This window comes from Mucilaginibacter endophyticus (assembly GCF_003351025.1).
Lineage (GTDB): Bacteria > Bacteroidota > Bacteroidia > Sphingobacteriales > Sphingobacteriaceae > Mucilaginibacter > Mucilaginibacter endophyticus.
Map to the genome: position 1 here is coordinate 623,923 of NZ_QPCG01000001.1, position 16,325 is coordinate 640,247.

The window sequence follows — 16,325 nt, forward strand, 5'->3', positions numbered from 1 at the left end:
TTCCGAAGAACTTCATGAAATGTTGACGGCAGTGCCCCCCTGGTTGTTGAGGTCCGGGATTAATGCGCTGCTGGTATGCTCGCTGTTATTCACCATGCTGGCACTGCTGATCCATTACCCGGAAACGGTTACTACCCGCATCACCATCAGTTCGACGGCTCAGGCGAAAACGGTGAGTGTGCAGGAGCATGCGCGGCTCGTAAAGATACTGGTCAGTGACAGAGCCATAGTAGAGCGTGGTACTACACTGGCTTACCTGGAAAGTTCTGCAGATCATGTGCATTTGTTACGCTTGTTACCCTTACTTCTTAAATTGAAAAAACAGCTTTCCGCCGGTTTGAAGCCGGATTGCGACTCGGTATTGTTGCTTGGGGGGGATCAGCTGGGCGACGTTCAGGATGCTTTTGCCAGATTTCACGAGAAGTACCTGGCGTACGCCGATAGCAGCAGGCAGACCTATTACCGGCAGAAAAGAACAGCCCTTACGCGGGATCAGCAATATTTAGTGCAGCAATATCAAAAACTGCAATCACAGCAGGCGCTCTCACAGCGAAACGTTTCACTTGCAGGGGATGATTACGCCATGCATGAGCGGCTCGAAGCACAACATGTGGAAACAAAAGCGGAGATGAGGGCACAGGAGAGTAGTTATCTCGCAAAAAAAATGCCGCTGATTCAAAATGAGAACGCAATGATCAGTAATAAGATCGCTGTATCGGCGGTCAGGAAAGAATTATTTGAACTCGACAATCTCATAGCGGTGAATAAAGCCGGTTTTGAACAGGCTGTGACGGCCCTGATCACGGCCATTGAGGATTGGAAATTCAAATATACGTTAACTGCTCCTGTATCCGGGATGCTGATGTACACCGGGAATATCCAGGAGAACGATGAGATAGCTGCCGGGCGGGAGGTCTTTCATATAAATCCGGTCCGGGGCCAGTTATTTGGTATCATGATCGTACCACCGGATAAACTGGGAAGGATTAGGGTGGGGCAGCAGGTCATTGTGAAAATAGATGGCTATCCCTTTGAAGAATTCGGCCGTGTAGACGGCCATATCAGCAGGATCAATGACTTATCCGCGGAAGGTTTACCGTGTTCTGCCTTTGTAAGCCTGCGGGAAAACACGACGCTGCCCGGCTGGGTCCGGGAAGCATTGAAAGGAGATGCCGAAGTCATAACCGGTGAATCTACGTTATTTCAACGGCTCACCAGATCTGTTACCAGGGGCATGGGACCTTCGGGCCTTTAATTTTTTTATACCATTAAGCATATCACACTTTGAAATATTCATTTCACCCTCAACTGGTGATCAGAACACCGCTCAGGCCTTTTAAAAAGGCGTTTAACCGCGATTCTTTGAAGACGGTACTTCATGACGAAAGGGTCCGCGAAGCCCTGTTCCTTTCGTCGCCGGAACTGCTTGCTGAATTTGAAAAAACGGGCAATGGGTTTTTTGAGGAGCCGGATAAGAAGTTATCCGTTTCGCTGCTCAAATATATTTACCGCATGCACAGTCGTTGTACACCATTCGGTTTGTTCGCCGGGTGCGGCGCAGCAGCATGGGGCAATTCATTCCTGATAGCGAATCAGGAATTAAAACGGAGCACGAGGTTGGATATGCAATTTACCTGTGCCCTGGTCCGGCATTTGGAGCAAACGGAGTTCATCAGGCCTTATCTAAAGTATTATCCGAATACGAGCCTGTATCATGACGGGAATAAGCTCCGTTATGTAGAGTATTTTTTTGCCGGTAAAAAAAGGGTACATCAGTTATGCGAGGTTGAATTTGATGAATATATCGAGCGCCTGATCTCCTGTGCGGACAAGGGTATAACACTGGAAGAGCTTATGGCTGTATTCGACGACGATGAACAAACACAGGGAGATATCCGGGCTTTTGCCAACGAGCTGATCGACGGTCAGTTATTGGTTAGCGAGCTCGAACCATCGGTAACCGGCGGGGAACTGCTTGAAAGTACCTTGCGGACATTGGTAAGGCTGCAGCGGGATCATCCGGATGACAGGCTGCAGGATATTGTAACCCTGTTGCTCGACGTGCAGCGCCGGTTGCAAGACCTTGACCTCGGGAACGGAAATGAAAAAGAGCGGTATCTGGATATAGCTGCCAGGCTTGATGCGTTTAATGTCCCGTATGACCTGGGTAAATTATTTCAAACGGATTCATTCCGGGACATCGGGAATACTGCCGCTGAAGAGCATAAAAAGTCTGTTTTGCAGCAGTCGCTGTTACGGGCGGTAGAGGTCCTTCGTGTGGTCACCCCTCCGTTTGAAGAGTCTGATCTGGGCACTTTTAAAAAACTTTTTTTTGCCAGGTATGAATATCAGGAAGTGCCGCTTTTGGAGGCTCTTGACAATGAATGGGGGATTGGTTACGGCGCGCACACCAATCACACCGGAAATGCCGACCCCTTTCTGGAAAGTTTGAACAGTCAGCATAAGCGCAGTGAAACAAGGGATATCAAGTGGGACAGGTACCAGTCCTTTTTGTTCCGGTTGCTGTTGAAAGCAAGAGCCGGGGATCAATATACCGTGACGCTCAGCGAGGCGGATGTAAAAGGATTGGAAGATCCGGCTGCTACGCTGCCTGCAACTTTAGCGTTGACCTTCAGCTATGTTATGGATTCAGCAGATGACTACACGCTGCTTATTAAACATATCAGTGGCCCTTCGGCGAATCATATGCTGGGTCGTTTTGCCGCTGTTGATGACAATATCCGCCGGATCGCCGTTGAGGTTGCTGAAACAGAGAAGGAATACTATGGGCCTTCCCTCATCGCTGTGCTTTCACATCTACCGGAAAGCAGGACCGGGAATGTGCTGGTGAAACCGATGATGCGTGATCTTGAGATCGCCTATTTGTCTAATAAATCCCATTTCCGGGATAAACAAATTGCACTGAGCGATCTTTATCTTTCCATTCGTAATGATAAGTTATACTTACGGTCCCGGTCGTTAAATCAGGAGATTATACCCCGTATAGATAACGCCCACAATTTCCGGCACAAAGCGTTGCCGCTTTACCATTTTCTCGGGGACCTTCAGTTTCAGGGATCGAAGAACGGGCTTTATTTTCACTGGGGCGCTTTGGCCGGTGAATTTAAGTTTCTGCCCCGCGTAGAGATCGGCCGGGTGATCGTCTTTCGGGCCACATGGCAATTATCGAAGATTGATTTTGAAGATATCTATCCGCTCCTTAATGCTGATCCTGGAGGAGATGAGGGCCGGCGACGGATATTTGACTGGAGAACCAAATACCGGTTGCCGGCGCTTGTATTGTTGATCGAGGCAGACAACGAACTTCTGATAAACTTTGAAGATGAGTTCAGCCTGAGGGTATTCGGCACTATGCTTAAAAACCGGGAAAGTGTTGTACTGAAAGAGTTTTTGTTCGATGACGGGCGCGCTGCCGTGCGCAACGAAAAGGGCGAAGCTTTCACCAATGAAATGATCGCGGTGCTGAAATGCGAAAAGGGGGATGTTGCTGTGGAGAATGTTGATAACGGCGCAATGGAAACAGCAGATTTCAGGCCCAGAAGCTTTCCGATCGGATCGGAGTGGCTGTATTTTAAAGTTTACTGCGGAAAAAAAACTGCTGATGCTTTGTTGCAAAATGAGATCCGGTTGTTAACCGCAGCTTTGTTAGCTGAAGGAATCGCCGATCATTGGTTCTTTATCCGTTATAATGACCCCGATCCGCATATCCGGCTGAGAATTCATTTGTCAGACCCTGATAATACGGGTGCCGTTATCCAATATGTCCGGGATTTTCTGAAAGAGAGCCTGGCTAACAATTTGATATGGAAATTGCAAACGGACACTTACAGCCGTGAAGTGGAACGCTACGGGAAGCTCTCGATGACAGTCTCAGAACTGGTGTTTTTTCATGACAGCGTGCTGACCGTGAACGCGTTGAGTTGGTTGAGAGAGAATTTTGACATGCGGCTGTTGTTTGCTATAAATGCCGCCGATCAGTTGGCGGGCATTTTCGGGTATGGCGATCATGATAAATTGAAGTTCTTTGGGGGGCTGGAACGCAATTATTTAGAAGAGTTCGGCGCTGCAATGAGAGACCGGATCAATAAGTTATACAGGGAGAAGACGGCCATATTGAATTCAGGTTTGGATAATTTGCAAAATGGCTCCGGCGGTCTGGATCTGATCATCAACAACTGGAGGGCAGGGGTCCGGCCTTTGGCTGATATAATCATACAAAGAAACAATGGAAAAGGAAAAGCGCGTATCGATGACCTTGTCGCAGCCCATATCCATATGTTGCTCAATCGCGTCTTCAGGGGGCACCAGCGGGTTTATGAGACTGTTATTTATGCTTTCCTGCACCGGATGTATCGTTCCAAAGCAGCGAAAGCAGATGCGTTAGCAGGCATATGGTAATCCTGCATTTTAATGTTTTACCTGGTAAAGCTCAACGAATGAAAAATTTGTATTTGATATTATACATATTGTTTTTCGGCCGCTAAATCCGGCTGGGCCGGCCGTTTATTTCGCGCACGGGCGGATACCTTTAATTTATAAATACAGTGGTAAACGACCAGCTCCTGTTTTCGCTGGTGGCTGGCGAATGCCCTGTTCAGGTGCATGTGGATTAAATCGCCCAGTAACTGGTTGCGGCGATGTTTGTCTTCATTGATAACGGCCGCTGCGAGGTTTTTAACAGACCGGTCAAATTCGCTTTTGTGTGCTTTCAGTCGCAGTCGCCGGTATAAGTTTGTTTCAGGCGGCAGGCTTTCCATTTCTTTTCTCAGGTTTCTGTATTTGGAATCCAGGCCAAGCCGGAGTGGTTTATCTGCCATAAATTCCATAAGAAATGAATCCCGCATCTGGCTGAGAAAATTCAGCTGCCCGTCAGGTTCGGGAATGAAAATCTCCAGCATTTCAATAACGGTCGCCATCGCAATAGTGTATTCTCCATACAGGTCCGCTCCGCCTGCTGCTATGAACCGGAGTAACAGGTTGCTGCTTTGGTAAAAGAAATTCTCCACGTCCTCTATCAGATCAGTGCCGTAACGCTCCAGTTCGCGCTGATAAGTGTCCGCCTGATATTCTTTTATGATCTGGTAACGAAAGACATCCGATAGACGGTCCTTAAATTGAGTGATGAGGGGCCCGATCCCCGGTTCTTCGATTTTCACGCGGAAGCGGATGTGATAGCCCGAATCGATATACCGGACAAAGAACCAGGTTACCGGTTCTGTTTTAGGGAACTTCCTGATCAATGGTAATAATTGCCCGGTCAACAGTTCATTGGAGCTGGCTGCTGTGCAATATATTTTCAGGTAAAGCCAGCTGCTGCCTAAAAGGAAAGCACGCTTTGTTGCTGCTTTTACCGGGACCGCCGGAACATGCCTGTTTAAATACGCCGGTGTTTGGCGGTAAAGAAAAGTAATCATCTCGTTGGTATACGGCTGACCGGCGCCGTCCCTGACTTTCGCTGATGTGGCATCCGGTAAAATGTACTCTTTCAGGAGCGGTTTCTTCAGATCTTTTATAGCGGCAAAGAAAAACAATAGCTCATCCTTGTTAGCGAGGTCAAAAACAAGTTGCTGATCGGATTTCGACACACAGATCAGATCCGGGAGACGGAGCCTGTGTTTGATTTTTGAAAATTCTGCTATTGCATTTTCCGGGTTAAGGTTCGAGATCTTGGTCAATTCTTCTCCCGGATGCCACTTCGCTTCAGCAATGGTAACCCCGTTTAAAGTGACCCGGGGGTAATGTGCCATGCCGGGGAAAAAGTTTTCCAGGTCAAAAGTTAAGTTAGCATGCAGGCCCTGGTACTGTAGGTCGCACAGGAACCGGAAAATAGCCAGATCGTTATTATTGAAGTTATAGGCAGAGCTTAGCCTTGGAATTATTACTTTTTTTAAGGATGCTGATTCGAGGACTATTTGGTCTTCCACTACAGAAATAAACAGATCTGTTAAATGGATTTGCTTGTCCAATGGATAACCGGAGTGTGCATTTATTGGTATTTCATAGGAATAGACCGCCGCCCGCCTGTTAATATTGTCGACATGGGCATCCGAGACCAACGCAATCTCTGCAAATAACAGATCCGGGTTGTTGCTTTCCTCCATCTTTGCCAGGTCCTGACCAATCCCGAGGAACGTGGGATCGAGCGCGGTAAACCGGCCTATGATGGAAGTGCCGGACGCTCCTCCGGCGCTTTCCAGTATCAGATGTTCGCCCGCCAGTCTGAACATAACGCATATCGAAGGCGGCAACGCAAGATCGTTTTTTTGCTCAGGCATTTTCAACTCCGAAACGTCTATCGCGAGAAACGGAAGGCTGTTTGCGTTCATTTCGTTCCATTTTTGCAGTAAAAAACGGTGTGCTGCTGTCCATTCAATGGACTGGGTTTGAATAGCGGAATCAGGGAATTGTATATTCTCCAGTAAAAAGGGTTCCTGGAACATGGTCGTCAGGTTTCCGTAGCCTACCCCTGCGTCGGGGTCCAATGCTTCTAAAAGCCTGATCCTTTGTTTGTCAAATCGTTCTTTGAAGTTTTTAACGAAGTGCCGCATGGTTTGCGGTTGTGCAGGCGGCACCAGTTGCCTTAGCGCGTCAACGGTGTTGAGGATTTTGTCCTGATATTTCATATGCAGGCCTCCGGACAAAAGCGGTCTGAATGTATTTGCATAAAAATTGCCTCTTGGCTGTCGCAGGTTTTGCTGCTCCATCAGGACATTGATCCTGGCGGACAAATCCTTTAGCATGGCGGTCTGCGGGTAGCCGGCAACCTGCAACGCTTTATTGTAAGTTTGCAATTTGGCAGGTAAACTGTTTTTTGGCAGCGCTTTTAAATTGGCAATCCGGTCCAGGTAGTCCTGTCCGGTAATATTAAGTGTCCAGTCTGTTTTCAGGATCTGCGCAGTTTCCAGCAAGTTAAGATAATCCAGTGATTCTTCTTCATTATAGCCAGTCCGCGACCCGATCCAGCCTAAAATATCAGCCTGCCTGATTGGTTTTTGCTTGACATATTTAAGCAGGCGCCGCGTGAGCGTATCGCACTCGAAAGATTCCATTGAATAGGAGATTTTACCGTCCCTGGTATGCTCTGACGATTTAATGTAGCGGAAATGTTTGTTTAATTGGTATAAGGTCGGGTTAACCACGTAAGTAATGTCATGGCGGATTTTCGCCCGGGCGGCGGTGACCGCTTGGGTAACAAGCTCGTTGTCCAGTTTAAGTTTCATAATGGAATTTTCCCGGGAATCGAGTACCAGCTGTTCGTCTGTCGTCCATCGGATAACCGTACAACTGGAAAAGCCTCCAAAGGGTGTCGCCCGGAAACTCATCCGGTTATAGTATTTGGCGAGGCTTAGCAATACTTTCGGATCAAGGTTTGAAGGCTCAAACCCGCCCGATGAAAGCAGTTCATAAAACGCCGGGCTCGCGAGATAAATAGCCAAATGAAGATACGCGTTGGTGAGTGTTTTTTTATTGATAGCGACATCATAGTCGAGATAACTTAAAAATGGCGTCCTGAGAACCAGGTCAGGATAAATAGTATAGACGTTTTTCAATTCGAAAGGTATAGGCAAAAGCAATAGCGAAAATGGTTATCGGATTTCTTACGATAACAAACATTGCTTGAAAACGGAAATGGTTATGGTTTGAAGATCCGGAATAAAATTAATATAAAAGTTTGTTTTGGAAAGCCGTAATTTGGGTTGCCGGCATTTTTTGTAAGAGATAGCCATTCAGTTTGCGAAAATATCCCGGATACTTGTCCTGCAAAAATACCGCCGGCTTGATAACTATCAATAACGCCGTAAGCTCTCGGGAAGAACAATGATCATCCTTCCCTGGCCAGCCTGATAAACGGAATCGAACTACCAAAGATATTTGAAACGATTTACGGATTATTCCAAAAATATTATCAATAAGGCCACGCATCTAAATTATTTTGATAATAATTTTTTGAATTATTCTTTAGTGAAAGAATTATATTCCAACGTTTGTCAACACGCTTATTACAAATCAGCCAGGAAGAAGCTGCTATATTTCACTTTCCACCGATCAATAATAAGAGCTGTTAAAATATTAGGTTGTTTACAATAACTTAAAGATTCCTTATCGCAGGCTCAAAACGCGGTTTAATAATTTTGCCCGTATCCAAACATTGGATGCAGATGGCCGATAAAATTAATACGATATTGAATGAGCGGGAAATACTGGACAGATTGAAAGATTTGGATCAGGGCGCTTTTACAACTATCTATAATGCTTACTCCAAACAAATTTATCGCTACGCGATTCGCTTTGTGAAATCAAACGATATAGCCGAAGATGCCGTTCACGATATTTTTGTTAAGCTTTGGAATAACGCTGCCGATCTGGATATTCAGGTTTCCATTCAATCTTACCTTTACAGGCTCGCCCATAATCATCTATTAAACCTCATCAGGCGTGAGGCGGTTGAAGGCCGCTACATTGATGAAATAATGAACAACGCGACCGAATTCAGTCAGAATACTGAAGAGACCATCCAATATCGCGAAACCCTTGCCAAAACACAGCAGGCCATCGATAACCTGCCCCCGCAAAGAAAACTGATATTTGAAATGGGACGAGGCGAGGGCATGAGCCACAAACAAATTGCCCGCGAACTCAATATAGCCGACAGCACGGTTAATAACCAGATAGTAAAGGCGCTTAAATCTATCAAAGAGCACCTGTTAGCTACAGGTGCAATAGGGGCAATGACTGCTTTTATCCTCCTACTAAAAAAATAAAAAATATTTTTTATTAGGCGATAGTTATACCGCCTAACCTGGGTGTCTTTATCAATGTAGGACAGGAATATGAACCAGGAAATCATTTTATTATTACGTAAGTACGCTAACAACAACTGCAACGCGCGGGAGTTGGAGCAGGTAAAACAGATCATCACATCCGGACAATACGATGCCGAATGGGAAGCTGTTTTGTTGGAGGAAGCTTTAAATGATGATACCGAAACTTCGGATACGTTGAACTTTAGGCAAGATGAAGTTTTGAACCGCATAAACCGTAGTACTAAACCGGTTAAAAAGCTGGCCTTCCCGCGTTGGAGTTTGGGTGCCGCCGCCGCGATATTGATCATGCTTTCGGCAGGTTACCTGTTTTTCAGTAATCGCAATCCCGTTTCAAATAATCAGCCTTTGCTGAGTGTATCTTCATCAGCAGGGCAACAAAAAAAGATCACCCTTACAGATGGTACCGAAGTTGCCCTGAACAGCCAGAGTACGCTATATTATAAAGATGTTTTTAACGGGAGCAAACGTGAGGTTTATTTAGACGGTGAGGCATTTTTTAATGTAGTACACGATGCTCAACATCCTTTTATAGTCCATACCCAAAAACTAAATGTTCAGGTATTGGGAACTTCATTTAACGTAAGCGCTTACACACACGACAGAAAAACAACTGTAAGCGTAGCAACCGGGAAAGTGGGCGTAAATGTTACCAACTCATCGCATGCAAGTATGTTATTGCCCGGTGATAGGTTAAGCTATAACGGCACTATTAATACAGATCATATTAACCCCGATGACGTGTTGGGTTGGCAAAAGGGGATGCTCATATTTCACCAGGAAAGCATCCGTGATATAGCCCCGGTACTGGAACGGTATTATGGCGCGCATATCTCCTTCGGCAAAAACAACAATAATCCGGGCAAGCAGGTCACTGCCGCTTTTAAACAGAAGACGTTACAGCAGGTAATGGTAATCTTATCGCAAACTGCCGGATTTTCCTATCAATTGACTAATAACGAAATACATATTGATTAAACCCATTAAACAAGGAGGTACCCCAAAAGGAAACTTTACAAAAAAAATATGCGCCCCGTTGGAGCAGGGCGCAGAATATCAACTGAATTTGGAGATTCAATTAACAAAAATGCAGGTTTTTGACCCCCTGCGATAATCAACACTAAAATAATGAAAAAAATATTTAGGTATCAATTTTTGATGCTTGTTTTTATGCTGTGCGCAATTGTTCCGCGTGCAGAGGCGCAAAATACCGAACGCGCCATTACATTTAACAGCAGCCAGGTAACACTGCAACAGTTTATAAAGCAGGTTAAAGACCAACAGGGTATTGAATTTACGTTCGATCAGGATGTGAACTCCCTGATGGAGAAAAAAATCACCGTAAGAAAAAAGAAAACAACCGTTGCCGATGCTTTGAAGTGGCTTACTGCCGATTTACCGGTTAAATATAAAGCCATCGATAATTATATTATCCTCAGCCTGGCAAATGCCGGTAAAAACGCTGGGGGGAAAGGCCATATTTTGGGAAAGATAGCCGATGAAGCTGGTGAACCATTGCCTGGCGCTACCATAAGCGTGGTAGAGGCCGGTGTATCTGCCACTGCCGATAAGGATGGTTTGTTCAACATCCCGGTATCTGCCGGGTCATATACACTTGAAGTTACATTTATCTCTTTTCAAAAAGAGGTAGTAAAAAACGTTTTGGTAGGGGATGACCGTTCGGCTGCTTTAACGGTGGTGATGAAAGCCCAACCCAATTCACTTAACGAAGTTGTGGTAACTGCGTTAGGTATTAAAAAACGAGAAAAATCACTTGGCTACGCCAGCGCTCAGCTTACTGCTGCCAACGTGAGTAACGTACCACAACAAAACGTTTTGAATGCGCTTTCTGGCCGTATAGCAGGTGTTAACGTAAGAGGTTCGGCTGCCGACCCGGGATCGAGTGTTATGGTTACCATTCGCGGGCAATCATCACTTACCAAAAACAACCAGCCGCTTTATGTAATTGATGGTATCCCGGTTGCGCCAGGCCTGCAAAATCCAACAGCAGGTATCGATGGCAAACAAAACATTGATTATGGTAGCCCAATGGGTGATTTAAGCGCCGATGACATTGCCAGTATCACCGTGCTTAAAGGAGCAAGCGCTGCGGCGTTATATGGTAGCCGTGCCGGTTTTGGTGTTATATTGATCACTACAAAATCGGGCGCCGAAAAAAAAGGTCTTGGGATTAGTTTTAACTCAACCGCCACTTTTGATCGCGCTTACTTGTTTCCTAACCTGCAAAACGAGTATGGATCAGGCGATTCGCCGGCATCTGACAATACCCTTAGCACAAGTGCCTGGGGCCAACGGTTAAACACCGGAAAAAAATTGGTACAGTGGAACAGCCCGCTTGATGCCAGCGGCAACCCTATTGCAACAGACTGGGTTTCATACCCAAACCGGGTAAAAGATTTTTTTAACACAGGGCACACCTTCACTAATGATATCGCGGTATCAAAATCGGGTGAGGCGGGTGATTTCAGAATTGCTTATACCAATATGCAAAACAAAGGTATAGTGCCCAATACGGATATGAAACGTAACAACCTTAATTTTTCAGGTAATTACAATATCAGAAAATCAATCAGAATTAACGCCAATATTGCTTACACCAATAACCAGAGCGATAACCGTCCATCTGCCAACAGCGAAAGTGTAACTTACGAGGTTTACAAGTTAGCGCCTAACATCAACATAAATGATTTGCGTAACTATTGGGCGCCAGGTAAAGAAGGCGTTAAACAGTACAATCCCTTATCAAGCGATGATAATCCTTTTTTAATTGCTTATCAGGAAACTAACGGATTTAACCGTAACCGTTTAACAGGCCACGTACAGCTTGCGGTTGATTTGTTGAATAACCTTACCCTTACCGCGCGTACGGGTCTGGATTATTACTCAACAGATGTAAATCAAAAACGTCCGTTCAGCGCTAAACGTAATCCTACCGGCGCTTACCTTACCGAAAACGATTATTTTAAAGAACAGAACAGTGATTTCTTATTAACTTATAAATCAAAAATTGGTTCCCTGTTCAACTATTCTGTCTCGGGCGGCGCTAACCAGATGGATCAAAAAATACGCTCGGTACAAAACTATACCGGCACATTAACGCTGCCGGGTATCTACAACCTGTCAAACGCTGCTGCGGGTTCTATGATTTATTCAGAAAGCGCTTCGCTAAAACGCATCAATAGTTTATACGGTTTGGGAGAGATCAGCTACAAGCAATCGATCTTTTTAAACCTTACCGCGCGTAACGATTGGAGCAGTACCCTGCCTCCGGAAAACAATTCTTATTTCTATCCATCAGCATCACTAAGTGTTATCGCATCTGATTTATTGGGTATTAAATGGGATAAATTATCTTATTTAAAATTACGCGGAAACATTTCGCAGGTAGGTTCTGATACAGATCCTTACCAGCTTTACAGCGTTGTGCCTTTTGATACCGATTGGGGTGCTGTAAAACGTGCTTCGATGAGCTTTAACCAAAAAAACAGCCAGCTGAAACCAGAGATAGCCACATCATACGAAACAGGTGCCGATGTTAGTTTTTTTCAAGATCGTTTAGGGCTGAGCTTTACCTGGTACAAAACCAATAATAAAAACCAAATTATTCAGGTACCAACAACTATCGCCTCTGGCGCAAGCACTAAGCTCATCAACGCCGGTAATATCCAGAACGAGGGGATTGAGGTTACTTTAAACGCAACGCCGGTTAAAGGTAAATTTACATGGAAAACCCAGTTTAACTTTACCCGCAACCGCAATAAGGTAGTAACCTTAACACCTGGCATTACCAATTACCTTTTGGGTAGTACCGATGGCAGCAACGTTGAGTACCTGATTAAGGAAGGAACCCAGATGGGCGATTTTTATACCAGAAGCTGGAAAAAAGTAACCAGCGGACCTTATGCCGGCCAGGCTTTACTTACCAGCAATGGTTTAATGCAGCAATCAACCGATTTTGAAAAGATTGGTAATTACAATCCTGATTTTATGTTGGGTATCGATAACAGCTTTAGTTATGGCCCGGTAACATTAAACGTATTGTTAGACTGGCGCAACGGTGGTTCATATTACTCATATGCGGCCAAAGGCTTGATAGACGACGGCTATCTCGCCACTACTATTCCAGGCCGCGACGCCGCGCATGGCGGTTTAGCCTGGACCGATGGCGACGGTGTAAAAAGAAACGATGGTATGATTATGCCAGGTGTTATTGCCAATGCCGACGGTACTTACCGCCCAAACAATATCATTATCTCTGCTGCTGATTATTATGACAATAAGCACTGGAAATACTATCAGAATGATACCTATAGCGCAACCTACCTTAAATTAAAGGAGGTAGCGTTAACCTATACTTTAAGTAAAAACCTGCTGCGTCATATTCCTTTTATAAGCAACCTGTCTGTTTCGGCAATTGGCTATAACCTTTACACCTGGACTAAGGCCACGGTTGGTTTTGATCCGGAAACAACCATGAGTATATCAGATACACGCTACCAGGGGGTTGGGCACTTTGCATTACCCGGCATCCGTTCATACGGTTTTAAACTGAGTTGTAACTTCTAACTATTCAATCATGAAACTTCATTCTATTTTATATTTAGCATTGGTTGTGATGGTTTTTACATCGTGCACCAAAGATTTTCAAGCAATAAATACAAACAATAATAGCCCTGCCACCACACGGCCCGAATACCATTTCACAGAGGCCATTACCAAAACCGCCTATGCTTACCAGGAAAATGCTTTTGACAGAAGGCCGGCTGCCGTTGGCAGGTACATTACCCTGGTAAGAAACAATGATTACGAAACCTTCCGCTGGACATCTGTTGACTGGGATGATATTTATCAGCGCGCCATGATCATTAAAACCATGCAGCAGGAAGCAACCACCACGGCGCAGCCTGTTTATGTAGCTACCGGTAATATCCTGATGGCGTTTAACATGTGCTACCTAACTGATTTGTGGGGCGATGCACCTTATTCGCAGGCTTTACAATCTGTAAGCTCTGGCAATATTAAACCGGCTTACGATAAGCAGCAGGATATTTATATGAGCCTTTTGCAAACATTAAAAGATGCCAATGAGCAGTTACGCGCAAATGGTACCGGCATTGATGCCAACGCCGATGCGCTTTACGCAGGCAAAGCACTACAGTGGCGCAAACTGGCTAACTCTTTAAGGTTGCGGATGCTGTTACGTTGCTCAAAAGTTTATGCTAACGCATTTACTGAGATGCAGGAGATAATAAACAACGCCGATCAATATCCGATTTTTACGAGCAATACAGATAATGCCGAGGTTATTTACCAGGGTGTAAAAGCAGATGATAGCTGGCCCGGCGGGCCAAAAAATATGATTGATGCCGATTTTGCCAAAACAAAAGCAAGCAAAGAATTAGTGGATATCCTGGTAGCGAGAAACGACCCGCGGTTGGCGGTGTGGGTGGCACCGGTGGCATCAACTACGGGGTCAACTGTTGATCATAACCAGTATGTAGGTGTGCCTCACGCCCTGGCAAGCCCTGCTGATTATAATGGCGGAGAAACACACCAGTCAGTACTATCGTCATATTTCAGACAAGATAAATCAACAGGTTTAAAAGCCAGTTTAATGATCTATCCCGAAGTATGTTTCATTTTAGCCGAAGCCGTCCAGTCCGGTAAAATAACGGTGTCGTCAAAAACTGCTGCATCGCTTTATCACGATGGTATCGAAGCGTCGATGGATTACTACGGTGTAAAAAATAGTGCGGTAAGCCAGGGTTACTATGATTTGCCATTGGTAAAATATGATGGTACGCAAAAACAGCTCATCATCCAAAAATGGTTAGCAATGCTGTTCCGCGGGTCTGAAGGTTGGTTTGATTTCCGCCGTACAGGATATCCGCAATTTGTAACAGGGCCAATGGCATTTCAATCAACCTTCCCGGTAAGATACGGATGGCCAACCGCAGAGCCTAACGTAAACTTTGATAGCTACAAGGCTGCTGTATCAGTATTTGGGCCTGATGATATCAATACCAAAATGTGGTACCTCAAATAAGTTTTTTCCTAACACCTACACAATAAACAACGAGGATAGGGCAGCAGGGGATATTCGCCCTCGCTGCCCTGTATTCCTTTTAAACAATGTTTTATGAGCAAAATAGCCAGAAGGAGTTTTATTGGCCGCACCTTAAAAATGGGCGCGTTACTGCCTATTATGGGCTCGCCGGTGAAGCTTTTAAATAAAGATTCCGAAACTGTAAATTATACGGCAACCGAAATCCCCGACCGTATTATACTTACCATAACAGAAAATCCCGCTGTTAGCATTACGATTAACTGGCGTACCTCTTTAACATCTGAAGTAAATTCGGTTGAATATGCTATAGCCGACGCCCATCCCGAATTTATATCGAAAGCTAAAACGGTAAACGCTGTTTCAAAAAAGTTCGGTTTTGAAGATATCAGTTTTACTAACCACCGGGTTACACTAAATGATCTTCAGCCTGATACTTTATACGCTTACCGCGTTGGGTATGGTGAAAACAGGAGTGAGTGGTTCCAGTTCCGCACGGCCAAAGCCAATCTTGACAAGGCCAAACTGAGCTTTATTTATTTGGGGGATGCGCAAGTAGGCATCAAGCCTTTATGGAGCCGTGTTATACGCAAAGCATACGCCACGGCACCCGACGCGCAATTGATGATTCACGCCGGTGATTTGGTAAATCGTGCGAACAAGGATGATGAATGGGGCGATTGGTTTGCCGCCGGTAATTATATCCATGCCGGTATGCCAGCTTTAATGACACCTGGTAACCACGAATATACCCACGAAGAAGGTAAGCCTCACCTGTCTGTTTATTGGAACCAGCAATTTAGTCTGCCCAACAACGGACCAGATGATGAGTTGTTGAAAGGAAGCTGCTATTATACCGACATACAAGGCGTAAGGTTTATCTCGCTCAATACCCAGATGATAGAGGAAGCCCCATCTGATGATTGCATAAAAAGACAGGTGGATTGGCTGCATAATGTATTGAAGCAGAACCGCCAGCAATGGACATGCGTGTTTATGCACCACCCTATGTATTCAACTAAAAAAGGGCGGGATAACAAAATATCACGCGGGCATTTGAAACCCATCTTTGATCAGTACGGAGTGGATATTGTATTGCAGGGACATGACCATGCCTATGCCCGTGGTATGAGTAAAATAAAGCTGACTAATGGTGGCCCTAAAGATACCTCGCATACGGCCTACGTGGTATCGGTAAGCGGTTCAAAAATGTACGAGACCGAACCGATGGATTGGGCCGATATCATTATTAATCATACCCAGGTTTACCAAACAATAAACATTGACGGCGATATGCTGCAATTTAAAGCATACCTGGCTACCGGCGAAATTGCCGACGCGTTTGATCTGATTAAGAGAAAAGGTAAGCCCAATCAGCTTATCAATAAAAAATAATA

General features: G+C 45.1%; 8 protein-coding genes. 7 read left to right on the forward strand and 1 reads right to left on the reverse strand.

Features of this window, described 5'->3' with window-relative positions; genetic code table 11:
* Positions 1-31 precede the first annotated feature (31 nt).
* Positions 32-1,255 (forward strand): HlyD family secretion protein, encoded by a 1,224-nt coding sequence (locus DUL71_RS02675; protein WP_161964357.1) that lies wholly within the window; start codon positions 32-34, stop codon positions 1,253-1,255.
* 29 nt (positions 1,256-1,284) lie between these two features.
* A complete protein-coding gene (locus DUL71_RS02680) occupies positions 1,285-4,419 on the forward strand; it encodes a lantibiotic dehydratase (protein ID WP_114936605.1) in 3,135 nt (1,044 codons plus the stop codon).
* 59 nt (positions 4,420-4,478) lie between these two features.
* Here the strand turns inward: DUL71_RS02680 and DUL71_RS02685 are convergent, their stop codons facing one another.
* Complete coding sequence (locus DUL71_RS02685) at positions 4,479-7,571, reverse strand: lantibiotic dehydratase (RefSeq protein ID WP_161964358.1); 3,093 nt, start codon at positions 7,569-7,571, stop codon at positions 4,479-4,481.
* Positions 7,572-8,180: 609 nt separating this feature from the next.
* Here DUL71_RS02685 and DUL71_RS02695 point away from each other — a divergent pair.
* The 5 genes from DUL71_RS02695 to DUL71_RS02715 all read left to right on the forward strand — a co-directional run bounded on the left by DUL71_RS02695 (position 8,181) and on the right by DUL71_RS02715 (position 16,323).
* Positions 8,181-8,783: an RNA polymerase sigma-70 factor gene (locus tag DUL71_RS02695; RefSeq protein WP_161964359.1), complete on the forward strand. Its 603-nt coding sequence runs from the start codon at positions 8,181-8,183 to the stop codon at positions 8,781-8,783.
* 69 nt (positions 8,784-8,852) lie between these two features.
* Positions 8,853-9,821, forward strand: coding sequence for a FecR family protein (locus DUL71_RS02700; RefSeq protein WP_114936609.1), 969 nt, complete (start codon positions 8,853-8,855; stop codon positions 9,819-9,821).
* A 150-nt stretch (positions 9,822-9,971) separates the two neighbouring features.
* The gene (locus tag DUL71_RS02705; protein ID WP_244228686.1) at positions 9,972-13,430 is read left to right on the forward strand and encodes a SusC/RagA family TonB-linked outer membrane protein; all 3,459 of its coding nucleotides are present in this window, start codon (positions 9,972-9,974) and stop codon (positions 13,428-13,430) included.
* Between the two features lie 10 nt (positions 13,431-13,440).
* Positions 13,441-14,910, forward strand: coding sequence for a SusD/RagB family nutrient-binding outer membrane lipoprotein (locus DUL71_RS02710; protein ID WP_114936610.1), 1,470 nt, complete (start codon positions 13,441-13,443; stop codon positions 14,908-14,910).
* Between the two features lie 93 nt (positions 14,911-15,003).
* Positions 15,004-16,323, forward strand: coding sequence for a purple acid phosphatase family protein (locus tag DUL71_RS02715; protein ID WP_114936611.1), 1,320 nt, complete (start codon positions 15,004-15,006; stop codon positions 16,321-16,323).
* Positions 16,324-16,325: the final 2 nt, after the last annotated feature.

What these genes read in the sequence shown, in the direction of transcription:
- DUL71_RS02695 (WP_161964359.1), top strand. Translation starts at nt 8,181, where the DNA reads ATGGCCGATAAAATTAATACGATATTGAATGAGCGGGAAATACTGGAC.
- DUL71_RS02700 (WP_114936609.1), top strand. Translation starts at nt 8,853, where the DNA reads ATGAACCAGGAAATCATTTTATTATTACGTAAGTACGCTAACAACAAC.
- DUL71_RS02705 (WP_244228686.1), top strand. Translation starts at nt 9,972, where the DNA reads ATGAAAAAAATATTTAGGTATCAATTTTTGATGCTTGTTTTTATGCTG.
- DUL71_RS02710 (WP_114936610.1), top strand. Translation starts at nt 13,441, where the DNA reads ATGAAACTTCATTCTATTTTATATTTAGCATTGGTTGTGATGGTTTTT.
- DUL71_RS02715 (WP_114936611.1), top strand. Translation starts at nt 15,004, where the DNA reads ATGAGCAAAATAGCCAGAAGGAGTTTTATTGGCCGCACCTTAAAAATG.